This window comes from Pseudomonas sp. MAG733B (assembly GCF_036884845.1).
Classification (GTDB): Bacteria; Pseudomonadota; Gammaproteobacteria; order Pseudomonadales; family Pseudomonadaceae; genus Aquipseudomonas.
The window spans coordinates 1,468,613-1,490,780 of record NZ_CP145732.1; the positions used below are offsets into that span (position 1 = coordinate 1,468,613).

The 22,168-nt window shown below is 59.6% G+C and carries 28 protein-coding genes; 16 read left to right on the plus strand and 12 right to left on the minus strand.

Going from position 1 to position 22,168, the window contains the following annotated elements; all coding sequences use genetic code 11:
• Positions 1-87 precede the first annotated feature (87 nt).
• On the minus strand, positions 88-612 hold the full coding sequence (gene yjgA, locus V6Z53_RS06580) for a ribosome biogenesis factor YjgA (RefSeq protein WP_338584707.1): 525 nt from the start codon (positions 610-612) through the stop codon (positions 88-90).
• Positions 613-720: 108 nt separating this feature from the next.
• Between yjgA and pmbA the strand changes: the two genes are divergently transcribed.
• From pmbA to V6Z53_RS06610, 6 genes are all read left to right on the plus strand, one after another.
• A complete protein-coding gene (pmbA, locus tag V6Z53_RS06585; protein ID WP_338584709.1) occupies positions 721-2,067 on the plus strand; it encodes a metalloprotease PmbA in 1,347 nt (448 codons plus the stop codon).
• A gap of 228 nt (positions 2,068-2,295) precedes the next feature.
• The gene (locus V6Z53_RS06590; protein ID WP_338584710.1) at positions 2,296-2,703 is read left to right on the plus strand and encodes a FagA protein; all 408 of its coding nucleotides are present in this window, start codon (positions 2,296-2,298) and stop codon (positions 2,701-2,703) included.
• Positions 2,684-4,060, plus strand: a complete 1,377-nt coding sequence (locus V6Z53_RS06595) for a class II fumarate hydratase (protein ID WP_338584712.1) — start codon at positions 2,684-2,686, stop codon at positions 4,058-4,060. Before V6Z53_RS06590 ends, V6Z53_RS06595 begins: the two co-directional genes overlap by 20 nt.
• 26 nt (positions 4,061-4,086) lie before the next feature.
• A complete protein-coding gene (locus tag V6Z53_RS06600; protein WP_338584713.1) occupies positions 4,087-4,527 on the plus strand; it encodes a hypothetical protein in 441 nt (146 codons plus the stop codon).
• Between the two features lies 1 nt (position 4,528).
• A complete protein-coding gene (locus V6Z53_RS06605; RefSeq protein WP_338584714.1) occupies positions 4,529-5,140 on the plus strand; it encodes a superoxide dismutase in 612 nt (203 codons plus the stop codon).
• Positions 5,141-5,169: 29 nt separating this feature from the next.
• A complete protein-coding gene (locus V6Z53_RS06610; protein ID WP_338584715.1) occupies positions 5,170-6,063 on the plus strand; it encodes a ZIP family metal transporter in 894 nt (297 codons plus the stop codon).
• Positions 6,064-6,071: 8 nt separating this feature from the next.
• On the opposite strand, the gene V6Z53_RS06615 is transcribed toward V6Z53_RS06610, so the two are convergent.
• The 10 genes from V6Z53_RS06615 to V6Z53_RS06660 all read right to left on the minus strand — a co-directional run bounded on the left by V6Z53_RS06615 (position 6,072) and on the right by V6Z53_RS06660 (position 13,095).
• The gene (locus V6Z53_RS06615) at positions 6,072-6,347 is read right to left on the minus strand and encodes an HPr family phosphocarrier protein (protein ID WP_180205699.1); all 276 of its coding nucleotides are present in this window, start codon (positions 6,345-6,347) and stop codon (positions 6,072-6,074) included.
• Between the two features lie 15 nt (positions 6,348-6,362).
• Positions 6,363-7,220, minus strand: a complete 858-nt coding sequence (gene rapZ, locus V6Z53_RS06620; RefSeq protein ID WP_338584718.1) for an RNase adapter RapZ — start codon at positions 7,218-7,220, stop codon at positions 6,363-6,365.
• A gap of 2 nt (positions 7,221-7,222) precedes the next feature.
• Positions 7,223-7,687, minus strand: a complete 465-nt coding sequence (gene ptsN, locus V6Z53_RS06625) for a PTS IIA-like nitrogen regulatory protein PtsN (RefSeq protein ID WP_338584719.1) — start codon at positions 7,685-7,687, stop codon at positions 7,223-7,225.
• A gap of 12 nt (positions 7,688-7,699) precedes the next feature.
• Entirely contained in the window at positions 7,700-8,008 is a 309-nt protein-coding gene (gene raiA, locus V6Z53_RS06630; RefSeq protein ID WP_007941242.1) for a ribosome-associated translation inhibitor RaiA, read from the minus strand.
• A 74-nt stretch (positions 8,009-8,082) separates the two neighbouring features.
• Positions 8,083-9,576: an RNA polymerase factor sigma-54 gene (locus tag V6Z53_RS06635; protein ID WP_338584724.1), complete on the minus strand. Its 1,494-nt coding sequence runs from the start codon at positions 9,574-9,576 to the stop codon at positions 8,083-8,085.
• Between the two features lie 180 nt (positions 9,577-9,756).
• Positions 9,757-10,482 carry an LPS export ABC transporter ATP-binding protein gene (gene lptB, locus V6Z53_RS06640; protein WP_008054366.1) on the minus strand — a complete coding sequence of 242 codons (726 nt, stop codon included), beginning with the start codon at positions 10,480-10,482 and terminating at the stop codon, positions 9,757-9,759.
• Positions 10,482-11,030, minus strand: coding sequence for a lipopolysaccharide transport periplasmic protein LptA (lptA, locus tag V6Z53_RS06645; RefSeq protein WP_338584726.1), 549 nt, complete (start codon positions 11,028-11,030; stop codon positions 10,482-10,484). Before lptA ends, lptB begins: the two co-directional genes overlap by 1 nt.
• Positions 11,017-11,589 carry an LPS export ABC transporter periplasmic protein LptC gene (lptC, locus tag V6Z53_RS06650; RefSeq protein ID WP_338584727.1) on the minus strand — a complete coding sequence of 191 codons (573 nt, stop codon included), beginning with the start codon at positions 11,587-11,589 and terminating at the stop codon, positions 11,017-11,019. The genes lptA and lptC overlap by 14 nt, the downstream gene beginning before the upstream one ends.
• A gap of 7 nt (positions 11,590-11,596) precedes the next feature.
• Positions 11,597-12,121 carry an HAD family hydrolase gene (locus V6Z53_RS06655; protein ID WP_338584728.1) on the minus strand — a complete coding sequence of 175 codons (525 nt, stop codon included), beginning with the start codon at positions 12,119-12,121 and terminating at the stop codon, positions 11,597-11,599.
• Positions 12,121-13,095 (minus strand): KpsF/GutQ family sugar-phosphate isomerase, encoded by a 975-nt coding sequence (locus V6Z53_RS06660; RefSeq protein ID WP_095193904.1) that lies wholly within the window; start codon positions 13,093-13,095, stop codon positions 12,121-12,123. Before V6Z53_RS06660 ends, V6Z53_RS06655 begins: the two co-directional genes overlap by 1 nt.
• Positions 13,096-13,370: 275 nt before the next feature.
• On the opposite strand from V6Z53_RS06660, the gene V6Z53_RS06665 reads away from it, so the two are divergent.
• The 10 genes from V6Z53_RS06665 (at position 13,371) to hisC (ending at position 21,324) form a co-directional block, all read left to right on the plus strand.
• Positions 13,371-14,180 (plus strand): ATP-binding cassette domain-containing protein, encoded by an 810-nt coding sequence (locus tag V6Z53_RS06665; RefSeq protein ID WP_338584730.1) that lies wholly within the window; start codon positions 13,371-13,373, stop codon positions 14,178-14,180.
• Positions 14,180-14,977 (plus strand): lipid asymmetry maintenance ABC transporter permease subunit MlaE, encoded by a 798-nt coding sequence (mlaE, locus tag V6Z53_RS06670; RefSeq protein ID WP_338584731.1) that lies wholly within the window; start codon positions 14,180-14,182, stop codon positions 14,975-14,977. The genes V6Z53_RS06665 and mlaE overlap by 1 nt, the downstream gene beginning before the upstream one ends.
• Complete coding sequence (gene mlaD / locus V6Z53_RS06675) at positions 14,977-15,444, plus strand: outer membrane lipid asymmetry maintenance protein MlaD (protein ID WP_046026814.1); 468 nt, start codon at positions 14,977-14,979, stop codon at positions 15,442-15,444. The genes mlaE and mlaD overlap by 1 nt, the downstream gene beginning before the upstream one ends.
• Positions 15,445-15,455: 11 nt before the next feature.
• Positions 15,456-16,112: an ABC transporter substrate-binding protein gene (locus V6Z53_RS06680; protein WP_338584733.1), complete on the plus strand. Its 657-nt coding sequence runs from the start codon at positions 15,456-15,458 to the stop codon at positions 16,110-16,112.
• Entirely contained in the window at positions 16,109-16,414 is a 306-nt protein-coding gene (locus V6Z53_RS06685) for an STAS domain-containing protein (protein WP_338584734.1), read from the plus strand. The genes V6Z53_RS06680 and V6Z53_RS06685 overlap by 4 nt, the downstream gene beginning before the upstream one ends.
• 114 nt (positions 16,415-16,528) lie before the next feature.
• Positions 16,529-16,768 (plus strand): BolA family protein, encoded by a 240-nt coding sequence (locus tag V6Z53_RS06690; RefSeq protein ID WP_338584735.1) that lies wholly within the window; start codon positions 16,529-16,531, stop codon positions 16,766-16,768.
• A gap of 22 nt (positions 16,769-16,790) precedes the next feature.
• The gene (gene murA, locus V6Z53_RS06695; RefSeq protein ID WP_034147088.1) at positions 16,791-18,056 is read left to right on the plus strand and encodes a UDP-N-acetylglucosamine 1-carboxyvinyltransferase; all 1,266 of its coding nucleotides are present in this window, start codon (positions 16,791-16,793) and stop codon (positions 18,054-18,056) included.
• 126 nt (positions 18,057-18,182) lie between these two features.
• Positions 18,183-18,818 carry an ATP phosphoribosyltransferase gene (gene hisG / locus V6Z53_RS06700; protein WP_192309717.1) on the plus strand — a complete coding sequence of 212 codons (636 nt, stop codon included), beginning with the start codon at positions 18,183-18,185 and terminating at the stop codon, positions 18,816-18,818.
• 125 nt (positions 18,819-18,943) lie between these two features.
• The gene (gene hisD / locus V6Z53_RS06705; protein ID WP_338584739.1) at positions 18,944-20,269 is read left to right on the plus strand and encodes a histidinol dehydrogenase; all 1,326 of its coding nucleotides are present in this window, start codon (positions 18,944-18,946) and stop codon (positions 20,267-20,269) included.
• 2 nt (positions 20,270-20,271) lie between these two features.
• On the plus strand, positions 20,272-21,324 hold the full coding sequence (gene hisC, locus V6Z53_RS06710) for a histidinol-phosphate transaminase (RefSeq protein WP_338584740.1): 1,053 nt from the start codon (positions 20,272-20,274) through the stop codon (positions 21,322-21,324).
• 116 nt (positions 21,325-21,440) lie between these two features.
• Here hisC and V6Z53_RS06715 read toward each other — a convergent pair whose 3' ends face one another.
• Complete coding sequence (locus V6Z53_RS06715) at positions 21,441-22,160, minus strand: DUF4198 domain-containing protein (RefSeq protein WP_338584741.1); 720 nt, start codon at positions 22,158-22,160, stop codon at positions 21,441-21,443.
• Between the last annotated feature and the right edge of the window lie 8 nt (positions 22,161-22,168).

Here is a 22,168-nt window from a genome sequence, read left to right on the forward strand (position 1 = left end):
CCTGTAGGAGCTGCCGCAGGCTGCGATCTTTGCTTCTTAAAAGATCAAAAGATCGCAGCCTTCGGCAGCTCCTGCAGGGGGCGAGATTTAACGCAGACCGCGTTGAGTCTCGTCCAGCTCACGGATGTACTTGAAGATTTTACGGCTGGAAGCAGGAGGCTTGTTTTGCGCAACCTCGTGCTGGGCCTGACGGATCAGGGAGCGCAATTGCTGACGATCGGCCTCCGGGTAGTCGACAACGAACTTCTCCAGGACGCCGTCGTCGCCTGCGATCAAGCGATCGCGCCAGCGTTCCAGGCCATGGAAGCGTTCGTTGTACTGGCGAGTGGAGGCATCGAGTTGATCGAGCAGAACCAGAATCGCGTCAGTGTCCTGATCGCGCATCAGTTTGCCGATGAACTGGAGATGCCGTTTACGCGCGATGTTCGCGGTGTGCTTGGGCGCATCGGCCAGGGCCCGGCGCAAAGCGTCGGTCAACGGCAGTTTGCCAAGCAAGTCAGGCTTGAGCGTTGTAAGGCGCTCGCCGAGGTCAACCAGAGCATGCAGCTCGCGTTTGACCTGGGATTTGCTTTTTTCTCCCGTATCGAGGGAGTCGTCGTAAGAATCAACCATGGTGGCAGTCCGCAAAGAAACGCCGCCATGATAACCAGTCGGGGGCCGCTTGTCCGGCCCGGTCGCTCGATGACCGTTACCGAAAGCAGAATTTGAGTGGAGAACAGCATGAGTGCAGTTGAAAGCGTCGGCCCACAAGCATTGCCGGCACTGCAGGAGCAAGTCGAGCAGATCATCGCTGAAGCCAAGCGTCAGGGCGCCAGTGCCTGTGAAGTGGCGGTGTCCCTGGAGCAGGGCCTGTCGACTTCGGTGCGCCAGCGTGAAGTCGAAACCGTCGAATTCAATCGTGATCAGGGTTTCGGCATCACCTTGTATGTCGGCCAGCGCAAAGGCTCGGCCAGCACGTCGGCCAGTGGTCCGGACGCCATTCGTGAAACGGTTGCTGCTGCATTGGCAATCGCCAAGCACACCTCGGAAGACGAGGCCTCGGGCCTGGCGGACGCGGCGCTGATGGCGCGTGACGTGCAGGACTACGACCTGTTCCACCAATGGGATATCACCCCGGAGCAAGCCATCGAACAGGCACTGGCTTGCGAAGCGGCGGCGTTTGCCGCCGACAGCCGGATCAAGAACGCCGACGGCACCACCCTCAGCACCCACCAGGGCTGCCGTGTCTACGGCAACAGCCACGGTTTTATCGGCGGCTATGCATCGACCCGACACAGCCTGAGTTGCGTGATGATCGCCGAGGCCGACGGCCAGATGCAGCGCGATTACTGGTACGACGTGAACCGTCAGGGCAATTTGCTGGCGGATCCGGTGAGCATCGGCCAAAAAGCCGCGCAACGGGCGGCCAGCCGTCTTGGTGCGCGTCCTGTACCGACCTGCGAAGTGCCGGTGTTGTTTTCCGCGGAGTTGGCCGGTGGCTTGTTCGGCAGTTTCCTCTCGGCGATTTCCGGTGGCAGCCTGTATCGCAAGTCGTCGTTCCTCGAAGGCACGCTGGGCCAGAAGCTGTTCCCTGAGTGGCTGACCATCGACGAGCGTCCGCACCTGATGCGTGCCATGGGCAGTGCGGGGTTCGATGGCGATGGTCTGGCGACCTATGCCAAACCGTTCGTCGAAAAAGGCGAGCTGGTGTCGTACATCCTCGGCACCTATTCCGGGCGCAAACTCGGCATGCCGAGCACCGCCAATGCCGGCGGCGTGCACAACCTGTTCGTCACCCATGGCGATGAAGACCAGGCAGCTTTGTTGCGTCGCATGGGCCGTGGTTTGCTGGTGACCGAACTGATGGGCCAGGGCCTGAACATGGTGACCGGCGATTACTCCCGCGGCGCGGCGGGCTACTGGGTCGAGAACGGTGAAATCCAGTTCGCGGTCCAGGAAGTGACCATCGCCGGCAACATGCGCGACATGTTCAAGCAGATCGTTGCGGTGGGTAATGACCTGGAGTTGCGCAGCAACATTCGCACAGGTTCCGTGTTGATCGAGCGGATGACGGTGGCGGGTAGCTAAGTCCAGACCGCTGTAAAAAAAGGCGCGCCACCCATTGGGTGGCGCGCCTTTTTTATTGGCCTTGCCCCAATCCCCTGTAGGAGCACGGCTTGCCGGCGATGGCGGCGCATCAGGCGGCATCAATGTTGAATGTCAGTCCGCAATCGCGAGCAAGCTTTGCTCCTACAGCTTGTTTTGCTTCTCATTATCATCTAATAATAAATCTCATTACCGAATGAGCCCCGGATCATGAGTTCTGCCTTGCACGAGCAGCCGTACCTCGAAAGCTGGCGCTGGATGAGTCGCCAGATCCGTTGCGCGATGAACCCCGACGAACCTCGCCTGATCGACCACTACCTGGCCGAAGGCCGGTATCTGGCTTGTTGCACGGCAACCTCATCCTGGACCATCGCCGAAACTTCCTTCCGCTTGTTGCTCGACACCGCCGCCGATGTCGCGCTGCCCTGGCACTGGCGCACTTACTGCCTGGACCAGGCGTGGCGTCCGCTGCGCGAACTCGAACGCCTCTCTTTGTGCAAGTGCCGCCTCAAGCGCTGGCAGAGCTACACCTGGCAACTGGCGACCTGCGAGTTACAGCCCTCGATTCCCCTAACTGAACTGGTGCAAGGATTTACAGATGACCAAGACACGTATTGAGCGCGACAGCATGGGCGAACTTCAGGTCCCGGAAGACGCCCTTTACGGCGCACAAACCCAGCGTGCGGTGGATAACTTTCCCATCAGCGGCAAACCGATGCCCGTGCAGTTCATCCGCGCGTTGATCCTGGCCAAGGCCGCCGCCGCCCGCGCCAACATCGAACTCAAGCAGATCAGCGAAGCCCAGGGCAAAGCCATCGCTGATGCGGCTCAAGGTCTGCTCGAAGGCGATTTCATGCAGCACTTCCCGGTGGATATCTTCCAGACCGGTTCCGGCACCAGTTCCAACATGAACGCCAACGAAGTGATTGCCACCTTGGCCAGCCGTCTGCTCGGCGAACCGGTGAACCCGAACGATCACGTCAACTGCGGCCAAAGCAGCAACGACATCATTCCGACCACCATCCACGTCAGCGCGGCGCTGGCATTGCACGAGCAGTTGCTGCCGGCCCTGACCGGTCTGGTGCAGGTGATCGAGCGCAAGGCTGAGGAAGTCCATCACCACGTCAAAACCGGCCGCACCCACTTGATGGACGCCATGCCGGTGCGCATGAGCCAGGTCCTCAATGGCTGGGCGCAACAGCTCAAGGCCAACATCGTCCTTTTGCAGGGCTTGCAGCCAAGCCTGCAATCGTTGGCCCAGGGCGGCACGGCAGTGGGTACCGGCGTCAATGCGCATCCCGAATTCGCCGCGCGTTTCAGCCAGCAGCTGAGCAAGATGACCCAGGTTCAATTTACGCCGGGCGTGGATCTGTTTGCGCTGATCGGTTCCCAGGACACCGCCGTTGCCGTCTCCGGTCAGCTCAAGGCCACCGCCGTATCGCTGATGAAAATCGCCAACGACCTGCGCTGGATGAACTCCGGCCCATTGGCCGGCTTGGGCGAAATCGAGCTGGAAGCCTTGCAACCGGGTTCTTCGATCATGCCTGGCAAGGTCAACCCGGTGATCCCGGAAGCCACTGCCATGGTCGCTGCCCAAGTGATCGGCAACGACACGGTGATCACCATCGCCGGTCAGTCGGGCAACTTCGAACTGAACGTGATGCTGCCGATCATCGCCCAGAACCTGCTGAGCAGCATTGAGTTGTTGGCCAATTCCAGCCGTTTGTTGGGCGAAAAGGCCATCGCCAGCTTCAAGGTCAATGAAGACCGCATCAAGCAAGCGTTGTCTCGCAACCCGATTCTGGTGACCGCACTCAACCCGATCATTGGTTACCAGAAAGCCGCCGAAATCGCCAAGAAGGCCTATCAGCAAGGCCGCCCGGTGATCGACGTTGCGCTGGAACACACCGACCTGTCGCGCAGCCAGCTGGAAGAGCTGCTCAACCCGGAAAAACTCACCGCAGGCGGCGTGTAAATTCCCCACCGCTTTGGAGGCTCACCATGGAGCACTGGAAACGCACGATCGAAAGGGCCAATCGCTTTTTCATGTTGGGTGAACTGGTTGATGCTCGCGAGGCTTACTTGCAGGCATTGGCCCTGGCCCAGGTGCTGTTCGAGCGCTGGGCGGATGCCGACGAAGCGGTGGCGGCTTGTGTGATTTCCCATCACAACCTGGCGGACCTGCATCTGCGTCTGAACCAGCCGGAGGAGAGCGCCGAGTACCTGTGCGCCATTCACCAACGGCTGTTGCAGACCATGCAGGACCCGCGACTGTCGCCAGCATTGCGCGAAGCAGCGCTGCGCCAGAGCAGCAAAACCTATGTCGAGCTGCTGAATTTCATCAGCGAACACGGCGAATACCCACGCACGCATCGCTTGCTGCACATCGATGCCGCCTCGCCGTCGCAACCCCCTGCGCCTCACCATCATGGAGTCCACTGAAATGGCTTTTACCTTGCCTGCCTTGCCGTATGCCTATGACGCCCTGGAGCCGCACATCGATGCGCAGACCATGGAGACCCACTACACCAAGCACCACCAGACCTATATCAACAACCTGAACGCTGCGGTCGAAGGCACTGAGTTCGCCGAATGGCCGGTGGAGAAACTGGTGGCCGCTGTGCAGCAACTGCCGGAAAAACTCCGCGCGGCGGTGATCAATCAAGGCGGTGGCCACGCCAATCATTCGCTGTTCTGGGAAGTCATGGCGCCTCACTGTGGCGGCAAACCCGAAGGCGCGCTGGCCAGGGCCATCGACGAGCAACTGGGCGGCCTCGACAGTTTCAAAGAGGCTTTCACCAAAGCCGCACTGACCCGATTCGGCAGTGGCTGGGCCTGGTTGAGCGTGACGCCGCAGAAAACGCTGGTCGTGGAAAGCAGCGGTAACCAGGACAGCCCATTGATGAACGGCAATACGCCGATCCTCGGTCTGGATGTGTGGGAGCACGCCTATTACCTGCAATATCAGAACCGCCGCCCGGAATACATCAGCGCGTTCTACAACGTGATCAACTGGCCTGAAGTCGCTGCGCGCTATCAGGCTGCGCTGGTTTAAGTCTTCTAAAAAACAATCCAAGGCTGACTATGGGCACTGAAACACTGGCGATCGGAAGTGGGCGAATGTTTCGTTACGCATTTGGATCGCTGCTTCTGCTGGCGGGCATGAGCTTGTTGGTAGCGCACGGGCTGGAGTGGCTGGATCTGGAACCGAAGCTGTCGCGGGCGTTGCAAGGTGGTGCGATCTGCGCCCTCGGCACCGCGCTTGGGGCGGTGCCGGTGCTGGTGATCCGCCGCATGCCCCAGGCACTCAGCGATTCCTTGCTGGGCTTCGGTGCCGGAGTGATGTTGGCCGCGACGGCGTTTTCGCTGATCGTGCCAGGCATTGCTGCGGCAGAGAACCTTGGCATGACGCCGTGGGCGGCCAGCGGCCTGATCTGCTTTGGCATCATGCTCGGCGCATTCGGCCTGTTTCTGGTGGATCGCAAAGTGTCCGGCGCGTCGCCGGAGATGCTCATTGGCACTGTAGAACACCCGGTGATTCCGCCGCGCATCTGGCTGTTCGTGTTCGCGATCATCGCCCACAATATTCCCGAAGGCATGGCGGTGGGTGTCTCGGCGGGTGGCGGTATGCCGGATGCCGACAGTTTGGCGATGGGCATTGCCTTGCAGGATGTGCCGGAGGGATTGGTGATTGCCTTGGTGCTGGCCGGGGCAGGGATGTCGCGGTTCAAGGCGTTCCTGATCGGTGCTGCTTCAGGTTTGGTCGAACCGGTGTTCGCGTTGTTGTGCGCGTGGCTCGTCAGCCTGGCCGAACTGTTGTTGCCTTTGGGGCTGGCCTTGGCGGCCGGGGCCATGTTGCTGGTGGTCACCCACGAAGTCATTCCTGAGTCGCGTCGACACGGTCATGACAAACTGGCCAGCCTTGGGTTGCTGGTCGGGTTCTGTTTGATGATGGTGATGGATACCGCGCTCGCTTAGGCGAGCGCTTATTCGCCTTCGTCGAAGTAGTTGTTGATCAGGGCCACCAGCGCGTCCAGTGCTTCCTGCTCCTGCTCGCCTTCCGTACTCAGATGAATTTTTGTGCCCTTGCCGGCAGCGAGCATCATCATGGCCATGATGCTTTTGCCGTCGACTGTAGTCTCTGGTGTGCGTCCGACCCTGATCGTGCAGTCCTTGAACTGACCGGCAACTCCAACGAATTTTGCAGACGCCCGAGCGTGCAGGCCCAGCTTGTTGATGATTTCGATTTCCAGAGCAGGCATCGCGATGTGAATCCTTTAGCTGAGGTCGCGGTGGCGGACCTGGACGTTCTTCAGGGATTGCTGCAGGGTCTTGCCCAGGCGTTCGGTCAGGTAGACGGAGCGGTGATGCCCGCCGGTACAACCGATTGCAATGGTGACATAAGCACGGTTACTGGCGGCAAACCGGGGTAACCATTTAAGCAGGTACGCGGAAATGTCCTGGAACATCTCCTCGACATCCGGTTGTGCCGCCAGGTACTCGGCAACCGGTTGATCAAGCCCGGACTGCGCGCGCAGTTCCGGCTTCCAGTAGGGATTGGGCAGGCAACGCACGTCGAACACCAGATCGGCGTCGACCGGCATGCCACGCTTGAAGCCGAAAGACTCGATCAGGAAAGCCGTGCCGGGCTCCGGCTGGTTCAGCAGGCGCAACTTGATGGTATCGCCCAACTGATACAAGTTCAGGTTAGTCGTGTCTACCTTGAGGTCGGCCAGGTCGGCAATCGGTCCGAGCAGGCTGGTTTCATCGTTGATCGCCTCGGCCAGTGAGCGATTGGGGCTGCTCAGCGGGTGGCGACGACGGGTTTCCGAAAAGCGTTTGAGCAGGGTTTCCGCGTCGGCATCCAGGTACAGGACATCGCACTGGATGTGCCGGCTGCGGACTTCTTCCAGCAGCTCTGGAAACCGCGACAGATGGCTGGGCAGGTTGCGTGCATCGATGGACACGGCTACCAGCGGCTGTGACAGCTCAGTGTGGATAAGCGCACGTTCAGCCAATTCCGGCAGTAACCCGGCAGGCAAGTTGTCGATGCAGTAGTAACCGTTGTCCTCAAGAACATCGAGGGCGGTACTTTTACCTGAGCCGGAGCGACCGCTGACGATGATCAAGCGCATGATTAATGACCGTTTTGCTCGTCCAGGACAACCTGATACAAGGCTTCATTACTCGGGGCGCTGCGCAGTTTTTCGCGCACTTCCTTGCGGTCGAGCATGCTGGCGATCTGGCGTAACAGTTCCAGGTGCGCATCGGTAGCGGCTTCCGGGACCAGTAGAACGAACAACAGGTCAACCGGTGCACCATCGATGGCGTCGAAATCGATAGGGGCGTCAAGGTGCATCAAGGCACTGATGGGCGCATTACAGCCCTTGAGACGGCAGTGGGGGATGGCGATGCCGTTGCCAAAACCGGTTGAACCGAGTTTTTCACGGGCGACCAGGCTCTCGAAGACATCCTGCATGGCCAGATCCGGCACTTCGCGATGGATGAGGTTGGCAATTTGCTCGAGGGCTTTCTTTTTACTGCCGCCCGGCACGTTCACCAGGGAACGGCCGGGGGTCAGGATGCTTTCAAGTCGGATCATGGGTAGGGAGTGTTAACGACCGGTAGCGCCCTGGAGGAGGCTCTGGGTCTTTTCCTTATGCTTTTTGAGTTGTTTATCCAGCTTGTCGGTCAGTGCGTCGATCGCCGCGTACATATCGGTATGTTCCGCGTTGGCGACCACTTCATTGCCGGGAATATGCAGCGTGGCTTCGATTTTCTGCTTGAGCTTTTCGACCGTCATCGTGACCTGCACGTTGGTGATCTTGTCGAAATGCCTCTCTAATCGTTCGAGTTTTTCGCCGATGTAAGTGCGAAGAGGTTCGGTCACTTCCAGTTGGTGTCCACTGATGTTGACTTGCATACAGCTTCTCCTTCGTTGCCAGTGCATAAAGCGGCAGACCAGATGATCTGCCACTGGAACGCTGTGGCGTGGCTCTACATCAACCGCTTGCGTTCGCTCGAAGGCGCGATCCCGAGGGATTCGCGGTACTTGGCGACGGTGCGGCGAGCCACCTGAATGCCTTGTGCCTCCAGTAAACCAGCGATCTTGCTGTCACTCAACGGCTTTTTCTGATTTTCAGCGGCAACCAGTTTTTTGATGATCGCGCGGATCGCCGTGGACGAGCATTCACCGCCTTCGGAGGTGCTGACGTGGCTGGAGAAAAAGTATTTCAGCTCATATATGCCCCGAGGGGTATGCATGAATTTTTGCGTGGTCACCCGGGAAATTGTCGATTCGTGCATGCCAACCGCTTCAGCGATGTCATGCAGGACCAGCGGTTTCATCGCTTCATCGCCATACTCCAGGAAGCCGCGCTGATGCTCGACGATCTGGGTGGCCACTTTCATCAGGGTTTCGTTGCGGCTTTGCAGGCTCTTGATGAACCAGCGGGCTTCCTGCAACTGATTGCGCATGAAGGTGTTGTCGGCGCTGGTGTCGGCGCGGCGCACGAAGCCGGCGTACTGGGCATTGACCCGCAGCCGTGGCACCGACTCCTGGTTGAGCTCGACCAGCCAGCGCTCGTTGTCCTTGCGTACGATCACGTCGGGGACAACGTACTCGGCCTCGGTGGATTCGATTTGCGAACCCGGACGCGGGTTGAGGCTCTGGACCAGTTCGATTACCTGGCGCAGCTCATCTTCCTTGAGCTTCATGCGACGCATCAACTGGCTGTAGTCGCGACTGCCGAGCAGGTCGATGTAGTCGGTGACCAAGCGCTTGGCTTCGGCCAGCCACGGCGTTTTGGCTGGCAGCTGACGCAATTGCAGCAGCAGGCATTCGCCCAGGTTGCGGGCGCCGATGCCGGCAGGTTCGAATTGCTGGATGCGGTGCAGGACGGCTTCGATTTCGTCCAGCTCGATGTCCAGTTCCGGATCGAAGGCTTCGAGGATTTCCTCGAGCGTTTCGTCCAGATAGCCCTGATTGTTGATGCAGTCGATCAGGGTGACGGCGATCAGGCGATCGGTGTCGGACATCGGTGCCAGGTTCAGTTGCCACAGCAAGTGGCTTTGCAGGCTTTCGCCGGCGGACGTGCGGGTGGTGAAATCCCACTCGTCATCATCATTGCTCGGCAGGCTGCTGGCACTGGTCTGGTAGACGTCTTCCCAGGCGGTATCGACGGGAAGTTCGTTGGGAATGCGTTCGTTCCAGTCGCCTTCTTCGAGGTTATCAACCGTCGGCGCGGTTTCCTGGTAGGAGGGTTCCTGAATGTCAGTGTTGGGCTTCTGTTCTGCGTTGTCGGCCAAGGGGTCGGTGTTATCGAAGTCGTCGCCTTCTTCCTGGCGTTCGAGCATCGGATTGGACTCCAGGGCCTCCTGGATTTCCTGTTGCAGATCCAGGGTCGACAATTGGAGCAGGCGGATGGCCTGTTGCAGCTGCGGTGTCATCGTCAGCTGCTGGCCCATTCTCAAGACTAGCGATGGTTTCATGGCAGGGGCTTAACACCTTATTCGCCGGCGCACATGCGCCATCCACTACAGGGCGCCGAGGCGCCAAACATAAGCAAATTATATGCCCGAAATTGCAGTGTTTGCCTAGAGCGCTGTAACAATAAAAAGATCTTGATTTTTTATCGAGACAAGCGCTCGGTCGACTAGCCAGGCAAGCCCTTACAGGCGGAACTCATGACCCAGGTAGACTTCCTTGACCAAGTCGTTGGCCAGGATGGTTTCCGCGTCACCTTCTGCAATCAGCTGGCCATCGTTGACGATGTAGGCGGTTTCGCAGATATCCAGGGTTTCACGAACGTTGTGGTCGGTGATCAGCACGCCAATGCCTTTGGCCTTGAGGTGATGGATGATCTGTTTGATGTCGCCCACCGAAATCGGGTCCACGCCGGCGAAAGGTTCGTCGAGCAGGATGAATTTCGGGTTGGTGGCCAGTGCCCGGGCGATCTCCACGCGGCGGCGTTCACCACCGGACAGGCTCATCCCGAGGTTGTCGCGGATGTGGCTGATGTGGAACTCCTGCAGCAGGCTCTCCAGCTCCTTGCGACGGCCGGCCTTGTCGAGTTCCTTGCGGGTCTCGAGGATCGCCATGATGTTGTCGGCAACCGAAAGTTTGCGGAAGATCGACGCTTCTTGCGGCAGATAGCCGATACCTGCCTTCGCACGGCCGTGCATGGGCTGGTGGCTGACGTCCAGGTCGTCGATCAGCACGCGGCCCTGATCAGCCTGCACCAGGCCGACGATCATGTAGAAGCAGGTTGTCTTGCCGGCGCCGTTGGGGCCAAGCAGGCCGACGATCTGACCGCTGTCGATCGACAGGCTGACATCGCGCACGACCTGGCGGCTCTTGTAGCTCTTGGCCAGATGCTGAGCTTTCAGAGTTGCCATTACTGGGCCTTTTGCTCGTCGGTTTTCTTTTTCGGCTGAATGACCATGTCAATACGCGGACGTGCCTCGGTCACTTTGCTGCCTGTGGCGCGACCGGCGCTCGCCAGCTTCTTCTCGGTGTCGTAGACGATTTTCTCGCCTTGGGTGACGTTGTTGTCCTTGTCGATGACTTTGGCCTTGTCGATCAGCACAACGCGGTTTTGCGTGGCGTGGTACTGGATTGTCACACCCCAACCCTGAACCGGCTTGGTGTCGCCCGCCGTTTGCAGTTGCTCGAAGTAGGCCAGGTTGCCGACCGAGGTCACCACGTCGATGTCGCCACTCGGGGCGCGGGTCATGGTCACTTTATTGCCGGTGACCTTCATCGAGCCTTGGGTGATGATCACATCGCCCGTGTAGGTGGCAACGCCATTCTTGTCGTCCAGTTGGGCATCGTCGGCCTGAATGCGGATTGGCTGTTGTTGATCGTCCGGCAGGGCCCAGGCGCTCACGCTTCCCAGTGCTGCGCCCAGACTGAGCAAAATAGGGAGGGTTTTAACGAGCCTCATACTGTCCTCTTACGTTCGATAGCAGGTGTATCCTGCTTTCTTTCAAATACGCTTTCATTCCCTTGCCAGTCGAAACACCGCCAGCGCCGTCGATTCTAACGTCTCGCTCGGTCTGCGCATATTGCTGTTGCGGGAACACTGTCATGCGGGTGGTGGTGATCAGGGTTCTGCGGTTTTTCTCGTCGAAACGCGTGATGCGAACCGAGTCGATCAGTTCGACTTCGGTGCCATCAGGGTTGACCTCACCTTTTTCGCTCTGGACGTGCCACGGGAACTCGGTGCCGCGGAACATGTTCAGGTCGGGATTGGTCAGCAGGGTCACCTCGGAGGCTTTCAGGTGTTCGACCTTGTCCGACGTCATTTCGTACTGCAGCCTGCCATCCGGCAGGTACTGCACGCTGTGGGCGTTGGTGGCGTAATAGTCGATCTCGCTGTTGTCGACTTGCACAACCGGCTTGTCGAGAAAGCGTTCCGGGCTGATGTTCCAGTAGCCGACCGCGGCGAAAATCGCCGCGATGCAACCGAACATCAGGATGTTGCGAATCTTTTTGCTCAGCATGTTTGGCTCACAGGTACGCGGCGTTGGCCGCATCGAGGCGGCCCTGGGCGCGCAGGATCAATTCGCAGAATTCGCGGGCGGCACCTTCGCCGCCACGGGCCTGGGTGACACCGTGAGCGTGTTCACGCACGAAACTGGCGGCGTTGGCCACTGCCATGCCCAGGCCTACGCGGCGAATCACCGGCAGGTCCGGCAGGTCGTCACCAAGGTAGGCGACCTGTTCATAGCTTAGGTTGAGCTGGCCAAGAAGCTCGTCGAGCACCACCAGTTTGTCTTCGCGCCCCTGATACAGGTGCGGAATGCCGAGGTTCTTCGCCCGTCGCTCGACCACCGGGGTCTTGCGGCCGCTAATGATAGCGGTCTGCACGCCGGCGGCCATCAGCATCTTGATGCCCTGGCCGTCGAGGGTGTTGAAGGTCTTGAATTCACTGCCGTCTTCGAGGAAGTACAGGCGTCCGTCGGTGAGGACGCCGTCGACGTCGAAAACCGCCAGTTTGATCTGTTGGCCGCGTTGCAGCAGGTCCGTGCTCATTACATTACCCCCGCACGCAGCAAGTCGTGCATGTTCAAGGCGCCGACCGGACGGTCTTCGCCGTCGACCACGACCAGCGCATTGATTTTATGGTCTTCCATGATTTTCAGGGCCTCGGCGGCGAGCATCTCGGCGCGGGCGGTCTTGCCGTGGGCGGTCATGACCTGATCGATGGTGACGCTGTGGATATCGATGGTGCGATCCAGCGTGCGGCGCAAATCGCCGTCAGTGAAAATCCCGGCGAGCTTGCCGTCGGCTTCCAGGATGACGGTCATGCCCAAGCCCTTGCGGGTCATTTCCATCAGCGCATCCTTGAGCAGGGTGCCACGTTGAACCTGCGGCAACTCTTGCCCGGCGTGCATGACGTTTTCCACTTTCAGCAGAAGGCGTCGGCCCAATGCGCCACCCGGGTGGGAAAAGGCGAAGTCTTCGGCGGTGAAGCCGCGCGCTTCCAGCAGTGCGACAGCCAGGGCGTCGCCCATGACCAGCGCAGCGGTAGTCGAAGAGGTAGGCGCCAGGTTCAGCGGACAGGCTTCATGCTCGACGTGAACGTTGAGGTTAACCTCGGCGGCCTTGGCCAGCGGCGAATCAGGGTTCCCGGTCACGCTGATCAACTGGATGCCCAGGCGCTTGATCAATGGCAGCAGGGTGATGATTTCATTGGTGGAGCCGGAGTTCGACAGCGCCAGGATGATGTCATCGCGGGTGATCATGCCCATGTCACCGTGGCTGGCTTCAGCTGGGTGAACGAAAAATGCCGTGGTGCCGGTGCTGGCCAGGGTGGCGGCAATCTTGCTGCCGATGTGCCCCGACTTGCCCATGCCGACCACGACAACGCGGCCTTTGCTGGCCAGAATCATCTCGCAAGCGCGTACAAAATCTGCGTCGATATGCGGCAGCAAGCCTTGTACGGCTTCCACTTCGAGGCGGATGGTGCGTTGGGCAGATTGAATCAGGTCGCTGGATTGGCTCATGTCAGAAATCGTTTAGCCTGATGAAAAGGCGGCGATTATAGCGGTTATGATCGAAACCCTCACGCAAGTTCGTCGTGCATTGTCATTCCTTGTTACCTAATCCCTCTAAATGAAGCTTTTTGCCGGTCATATCGCTCAACTTGGGCCGGCAATGGCCTTGGGCGCACGGTGTTTGCAGTGATATAGTTCGCCGCCAGTTCGGCCCGCCCGGGAGGCATGTGCTTTCGTCAGGAAGTCAGGCGTCCGAGTGAGAGGCTGCATCGCAAGGAGTTTAGATGAGTGCCGATAACGCCTACGCGGTCGAGCTGAAGGGACTGTCCTTCAAGCGCGGTGCGCGCAGCATTTTCAATAACGTCGATATCCGTATTCCCCGCGGCAAGGTCACCGGCATCATGGGACCTTCCGGGTGTGGCAAGACAACGCTGTTGCGGTTGATGGGCGCCCAGTTGCGCCCCACCAGCGGCGAAGTCTGGGTCAACGGTCAGAACCTGCCGAAGCTATCGCGCAGCGATCTGTTCGATGCCCGCAAGCACATGGGCGTGCTGTTTCAGAGTGGCGCACTGTTTACCGATCTCGATGTGTTCGAGAACGTGGCCTTTCCACTGCGCGTTCACACCGAACTGCCCGAGGAAATGATCCGCGACATCGTCCTGCTCAAATTGCAGGCCGTGGGGTTGCGTGGTGCCATTGACCTGATGCCCGACGAACTGTCCGGCGGCATGAAGCGCCGTGTCGCACTGGCGCGGGCGATTGCGCTCGATCCACAGATTCTCATGTATGACGAGCCCTTTGTCGGCCAGGACCCTATCGCCATGGGCGTGTTGGTGCGCCTGATCCGCTTGCTCAACGATGCGCTGGGGATCACCAGTATCGTGGTTTCCCATGACCTCGCCGAGACTGCGAGCATTGCCGATTACATCTATGTAGTGGGCGACGGGCAGGTGTTGGGGCAGGGGACTCCCGATGAGCTGATGAACTCGGACGAACCGCGCATCCGTCAGTTCATGACCGGCGAACCCGACGGTCCGGTCGCCTACCACTTTCCAGCGACGGATTACCGCGCAGATCTTCTGGGGAAGCGCTGATGCGCAGAATTTCATTAATGGAACGCGTACGCCGGTTCGGCCAGGCAGGCATTGACGTGCTGGCTGTGTTCGGGCGCTCGGCATTGTTCCTGTTTCATGCCTTGCTCGGTCGCGGCGGTATCGGCGGCGGTTTCGGGCTGCTGGTCAAGCAACTGCATTCCGTGGGCGTGATGTCCCTGGTGATCATTGTGGTCTCCGGGGTTTTCATCGGCATGGTGCTGGCGCTGCAAGGGTTCAACATCCTGTCCAGCTATGGCTCGGAGCAGGCCGTCGGGCAGATGGTGGCGCTGACCCTGTTGCGCGAACTGGGGCCGGTAGTGACCGCTCTGCTGTTCGCCGGGCGTGCCGGTTCGGCATTGACGGCCGAAATCGGCAATATGAAATCCACCGAACAACTGTCCAGCCTGGAAATGATCGGTGTCGACCCGCTCAAGTACATTATTGCCCCGCGCTTGTGGGCCGGCTTCATTTCCCTGCCGGTGCTGGCGATGATTTTCAGCGTGGTGGGCATCTGGGGCGGTTCGTGGGTAGCCGTCGACTGGCTGGGTGTCTATGAAGGTTCCTACTGGTCGAACATGCAGAACAGCGTGACCTTTGCCGACGATGTGCTCAACGGCATCATCAAAAGCATGGTCTTTGCCTTCGTTGTGACCTGGATCGCCGTATTCCAAGGCTATGACTGCGAGCCCACTTCCGAGGGGATCAGTCGTGCCACTACCAAGACCGTGGTGTTTGCCTCTTTGGCAGTACTCGGCCTGGATTTTATTCTGACCGCCTTGATGTTTGGAGATTTCTGATGCAAAACCGCACCCTGGAAATCGGTGTCGGCCTTTTCTTGCTGGCTGGCATCCTGGCTTTGCTGCTGCTGGCGCTTCGGGTCAGTGGCCTGTCGCCGAGCCCGAGCACCGACACTTATAAACTTTATGCGTACTTCGACAATATCGCCGGTTTGACGGTCAGAGCTAAAGTGACCATGGCCGGTGTGACCATCGGCAAGGTCACGGCGATCGATCTGGACCGCGACAGTTTCACCGGTCGAGTGACCATGCAGCTGGAAAAGCGCGTAGATAATCTGCCGGCCGACTCCACTGCATCTATCCTGACCGCGGGCTTGTTGGGCGAGAAGTACATCGGTATCAGCGTGGGCGGCGAAGAAGCCCTGCTCAAGGATGGCGGGACCATCCATGACACCCAGTCGTCGCTGGTGCTCGAGGACCTGATCGGTAAGTTCCTTCTCAACACCGTTAGCAAAGACGCCAAATGAGGAATTTGTAAATGATCTCTACCTTGCGACGTGGCCTGTTGGTATTGCTCGCGGCCTTGCCGTTGATGGCTAACGCCGTGGCGGCGCCTACTTCCGCGCACGAACTGGTACAGGACACCACCAACCGGTTGCTGGCCGATCTGGCTGCGAACAAAGAGAAGTACAAGCAGGATCCGCAGGATTTTTACGCGGCGCTGAACAGCATTGTCGGCCCTGTCGTGGATGCCGAGGGTATTTCCAAGAGCATCATGACGGTCAAGTACTCGCGCAAAGCCACGCCTGCGCAAATGAAAACCTTCGAAGAAAACTTCAAGAAGGGCCTGTTCCAGTTCTATGGCAATGCCTTGCTCGAGTACAACAACCAAGGCATTACCGTGGATCCGGCCAAGGATGAATCCGGCGACCGTACAAGCGTCGGCATGACGGTCAAGGGCAGCAATGGCGCGATCTATCCAGTGTCCTACACCCTGGAAAAGGTCGGTGGCGAATGGAAGCTGCGTAACGTCATCATCAACGGCATCAACATTGGCAAGCTGTTCCGCGATCAGTTCGCTGATGCGATGCAGCGTAATGGCAACGACCTGGACAAGACCATCAATGGTTGGGCCGGGGAAGTCGCCAAAGCCAAGGAAACCGCTGAGCAATCCCCCGAGAAGCAAACCCAATGAGCGAGTCGGCAGTCCTGATGGACGAGTTCGGCGAGCTGCGTCTCAGCGGCGTGCTGGATTACCGCACCGGCCCGGCCCTGCGTGAGCAGGGGCAGGCGCTGATCAAGGCCAGCAAGGCTGCGGCCGTAGTGGTCGATTGTTCGGCGGTGAGCAAATCCAGCAGCGTCGGGCTGTCGTTGCTGTTGTGCTTCATGCGCGATGCTCAGGCGGCCGGCAAGGCGCTGAGCATCCGCGGGATGCCAGAAGACATGCGCGAAATCGCTCAGGTCAGTGAGCTGACCGAGCTATTGGCGCATCCCTAACCCGCATCTATAAAGAAGCCCCCCGTCAGAGTCCTGCTTCCCGGGGTTCGCAGGCGCGGGGCTTTTTTGTATGATGTCCGACCCGCGCGCACAGGGCGCCGATTGAGGTTGAGCATGCAGGCCGTAGAAGTGAAGAGCTTCCTTGAAGGAAAGCTGCCAGGAACCCAAGTAGAAGTTGAGGGCGAAGGCTGCAATTTCCAGCTGAATTTGATTAGCGATGAACTGGCGGCACTGAGCCCGGTCAAGCGTCAGCAGCAGGTCTATGCCCATTTGAACCCATGGATCACCGATGGCAGCATCCATGCGGTCACTATGAAATTTTTCAGCAGCGCGGCCTGGGCCGAGCGCACCTGAGCCCAAGGGCGTCGAGATTCTTATGGATAAATTGATTATTACTGGCGGTGCTCGTCTTGACGGCGAAATCCGCATCTCCGGGGCAAAGAACTCTGCCCTGCCGATCCTGGCTGCCACGCTGCTGTGCGACGGTCCGGTAACCGTTGCCAACCTGCCGCACCTGCACGACATCACCACCATGATCGAGCTGTTCGGTCGTATGGGGATCGAGCCGGTGATCGACGAGAAACTCGCCGTCGAAATCGACCCGCGCACCATCAAGACCCTGATCGCCCCGTACGAACTGGTTAAAACCATGCGTGCGTCGATCCTGGTACTGGGTCCGATGGTTGCCCGTTTCGGTGAAGCCGAAGTCGCACTGCCTGGCGGTTGCGCCATCGGTTCGCGTCCGGTTGACCTGCACATCCGTGGCCTGGAAGCCATGGGCGCGGTCATCGACGTCGAAGGCGGCTACATCAAGGCCAAGGCGCCTGAAGGCGGCTTGCGTGGTGCGCACTTCTTCTTCGACACCGTCAGCGTGACCGGTACCGAGAACATCATGATGGCCGCTGCCCTGGCCAAGGGCCGCAGCGTCCTGGCCAACGCCGCCCGCGAACCTGAAGTCGTCGACCTGGCAAACTTCCTGAACGCCATGGGCGCCAAGGTTTCCGGCGCCGGTACCGACACCATCACCATCGATGGCGTTGAGCGTCTGCACACCACCACTTACAAGGTGATGCCGGACCGTATTGAAACCGGTACCTACCTGGTTGCCGCTGCCGTGACCGGCGGCCGAGTGAAGGTCAAGGACACCGATCCGACCATCCTCGAAGCCGTTCTGGAAAAACTTCGCGAAGCAGGCGCCGAGATCACCTGCGGTAATGACTGGATCGAGCTGAACATGCACGGCAAGCGGCCAAAAGCTGTCAACGTGCGCACCGCTCCGTACCCGGCGTTCCCGACCGACATGCAGGCGCAGTTCATCTCCCTCAACGCCATTGCCGAAGGCACGGGCGCAGTGATCGAGACGATCTTCGAAAACCGCTTCATGCACGTTTACGAACTGCACCGCATGGGCGCCAAGATCCAGGTCGAAGGCAACACCGCCATCGTCACCGGTACCGAAAAGCTCAAGGGCGCGCCAGTGATGGCAACCGACCTGCGTGCTTCGGCCAGCCTGGTCATTTCGGCGCTGATCGCTGAAGGCGACACCCTGATCGACCGCATTTACCACATCGACCGTGGTTACGAGTGCATCGAAGAGAAACTGCAGATGCTGGGCGCCAAGATCCGTCGCGTTCCGGGCTAGTACCTGCTGCATGGGCATAAGGACATGCCCGTTGATTTGTTGAAGTCGAGCCGGTTTCCGGCTCGATGTGTGTCCGGCGCCATTTGCGACCGGGCATGAGTACCTTGATAAGGACTGACGTTTCCCATGTTGACCATCGCACTGTCCAAGGGCCGCATCCTTGACGACACCCTGCCGCTTCTGGCTGAAGCGGGCATCGTGCCGACCGAGAATCCGGACAAGAGCCGCAAGCTGATCATTCCCACGACCCAGGACGATGTGCGCCTGTTGATCGTGCGTGCCACCGACGTGCCGACCTATGTCGAGCATGGTGCCGCCGATCTCGGTGTCGCCGGTAAAGACGTGCTGATGGAATACGGCGGCCAGGGCCTGTACGAGCCGCTGGACCTGCAAATTGCCCGCTGCAAGCTGATGACAGCCGGCAAGGTCGGCGCGGTCGAGCCCAAGGGCCGCCTGCGCATCGCCACCAAGTTCGTCAACGTAGCCAAGCGCTACTACGCCGAACAGGGCCGCCAAGTCGACATCATCAAGCTCTACGGCTCGATGGAACTGGCGCCGCTGATCGGTCTGGCCGACAAGATCATCGACGTGGTCGACACCGGTAACACGCTGCGGGCCAATGGCCTGGAGCCACAGGATTTCATTGCGGACATCAGCTCCCGGCTGATCGTCAACAAAGCGTCCATGAAAATGCAGCACGCCCGTATCCAGGCGTTGATCGACACCCTGCGCAAGGCAGTGGAGTCTCGACACCGCGGCTGATTCACTTGCGCGACTCTGAGTCGCGCCGTCTATCCGCCTCATAGCCAGAATTCTCAGGTGCCCAAGCGGATCGAATGTTAGCTTCGGGCGCCTGAGTTTTTTGCCATTCCTATGAGGCTCTCGCTATGACCGCACCGACTGCAATTCGCCGACTCAACGCTGCTGACCCGGATTTCGCGCATCATCTGGATCATCTGCTGAGCTGGGAAAGTGTGTCTGACGACTCGGTCAATCAGCGCGTGCTGGACATCATCAAGGCTGTGCGCGAGCGTGGCGATGCGGCGCTGGTGGACTTTACCCGCCAGTTCGACGGTCTGGACGTGAAGTCCATGGCCGACCTGATCCTGCCGCGCGAGCGTCTGGAGCTGGCGCTGACGCGCATCTCCGTGCCTCAGCGTGAAGCCCTGGAAGTCGCCGCCGCCCGCGTGCGCAGCTACCACGAAAAACAGAAGCAGGATTCCTGGAGCTACACCGAGGCCGACGGCACCGTGTTGGGCCAGAAGGTCACGCCGCTGGACCGCGCCGGTCTGTATGTGCCGGGCGGCAAGGCGTCGTATCCGTCGTCGGTATTGATGAACGCGATTCCCGCGAAGGTGGCCGGCGTGACCGAAGTGGTCATGGTGGTGCCGACCCCGCGCGGTGAAATCAACGAACTGGTGTTGGCTGCTGCCTGCATCGCCGGCGTCGACCGCGTGTTCACCATCGGTGGTGCTCAGGCCGTTGCGGCGCTGGCTTACGGCACCGAAAGCGTGCCGAAGGTCGATAAAGTGGTCGGCCCGGGCAACATCTATGTCGCCACCGCCAAGCGCCACGTGTTTGGCCAGGTCGGTATCGACATGATCGCCGGTCCATCGGAAATCCTCGTGGTATGCGACGGCCAGACTGATCCGGACTGGATCGCCATGGACCTGTTCTCCCAGGCCGAGCACGACGAAGATGCCCAGGCGATCCTGGTCAGCCCGGACGCCGAATTCCTCGACAAGGTCGCGGCCAGCATCGCCAAACTGATGCCGACCATGGAACGCGCTGCAATCATCGAAACCTCGATCAATGGTCGTGGCGCGTTGATCAAGGTGCGCGACATGGACCAAGCCATCGAAGTGGCCAACCGCATCGCGCCGGAACACCTGGAATTGTCGGTTGCCGATCCACACGCCTGGCTGCCGCAGATCCGCCACGCCGGCGCGATCTTCATGGGCCGTCACACGTCCGAAGCGCTGGGTGATTACTGCGCCGGCCCGAACCACGTGTTGCCGACTTCCGGCACCGCGCGTTTCTCTTCGCCGCTGGGTGTGTACGATTTCCAGAAACGCTCGTCGATCATCTTCTGCTCCGAGCAGGGTGCTTCCGAGCTGGGCAAAACCGCGTCCGTGCTGGCCCGTGGCGAGTCGCTGACCGCCCACGCCCGCAGCGCTGAATACCGCATCGTTGATGAACAAAAGGGAAACTGAACATGAGTAAATTCTGGAGCCCGTTCGTCAAGAATCTGGTGCCTTACGTCCCGGGCGAGCAGCCGAAGCTGGCGAAGCTGGTAAAGCTCAACACCAATGAAAACCCGTACGGTCCATCGCCCAAAGCCTTGGCCGCGATGCAGACCGAACTGAACGACAACCTGCGTCTGTACCCGGACCCTAACAGCGATCTGCTGAAGAACGCGGTCGCCAAGTACTACGGCGTGCAGAGCAATCAGGTGTTCCTCGGCAACGGTTCCGATGAAGTGCTGGCGCACATCTTCCACGGTTTGCTTCAGCACGATCAGCCGCTGTTGTTCCCGGACATCAGCTACAGCTTTTACCCGGTTTACTGTGGGTTGTATGGCATCAAGTTCGACGCGGTGCCGCTGGACGAGCAGTTCCAGATCAACCCGGCGGACTACGCCAAGCCGAACGGCGGGATCATCTTCCCTAACCCGAACGCACCGACCGGTTGCCTGTTGGCGTTGGAGGCTGTTGAACAAATCCTTAAGGCCAGCCCGGATTCGGTGGTTGTAGTCGACGAGGCGTACATCGACTTCGGCGGTGAAACCGCGATCGCGCTTGTAGGCCGTTATCCAAACCTGTTGGTCACGCAGACCCTGTCCAAGTCGCGCTCCCTGGCTGGGCTGCGGGTTGGTCTGGCCGTTGGGCATCCGGACCTGATCGAGGCGCTGGAGCGGATCAAGAACAGCTTCAACTCTTATCCGCTGGATCGCATGGCGAATGTCGGCGCCGCTGCCGCGTTCGAGGATCGCGAGTACTTCGACAAGACTTGCCGGTTGGTGATCGAGAATCGTGAGAAGGTCGTTGCGCAGTTGGAAGCGAAGGGTTTTGACGTACTGCCTTCGGCGGCTAACTTCATTTTCGTCCGTCACCCGCAGCACGATGCGGCGGGGCTGGCGGCGAAGTTGCGTGAGCAAGGCGTGATCGTCCGGCACTTCAAGCAGGAGCGGATTGCGCAGTTCTTGCGGATTTCGATTGGTACGCCGGAGCAGAATCAGGCGTTGATCGACGGTCTCGGCGACCTTTAAGCCGCCGCTTACCCTGTAGGAGCAAGGCTTGCCCGCGATGAACGAAAACGCGGTGACCCTGCTGAACCGCGGTGCCTCCATCGCGGGCAAGCCATGCTCCTACAAGGTTTTGTGGGTTACTCGTGATGCGGTTCGCCGAGGAACGTCAGTGAACTGAACAACCCACGACTGCTCACGTCAGCACTGTCCTTCACCGGCACTTCCACCTGCGCCGAAATCACGTTCAATCCTTCGTTGCGTACCAGCACCTGCGCCCGGCCGTTTGCATCGGTTTCGGTGCTCAAGGTATTCGGCGCGTTGCGATAGTCGCCCACCAACTTCACGCCCGCCGCCGGTTTGCCGTCCAGCAACACCTGCACGGGCAATGATTTGCCTGGCCCAACGGTCAGCGGATCGACCTCCGGCAGAATCAGCAACTTCAATTGATCAAGTTTGGGAAGCTTCGCCCCCGGTTGATAAATCGCCAGGCTGTATTTGAAGGTCTGGGTCGACTCGATCGCGCCCGGCACTTTGCTGCGTCCTTCGTTGATCCATTTCTTGTCGGCAGTCTGCGACCACATGCCGTTGTTCAGGGCTACCGCGAGCACCGCGGGCGACTTCAACGGTATCAGGCGCGCGTGATCAGCCAGGCGCTGCACCGTGACCGGGATCATTTTGGCGTTGGCGTCATAGGCCCAGGCGCCGCTGATTTTCTGCGCCTTGAAGGCATTGTCTTCGGCGCCGTGGCCGTAAATCACTTCGATGTTGCCACGCCGCTGCTCGGTCCACAGACCGTGGGCCGAGACCTCAGTGGCGAACAGCAAGCCGAGCAGCGCCAAGGGTTTAAGAGGGTGCATAGGGACGT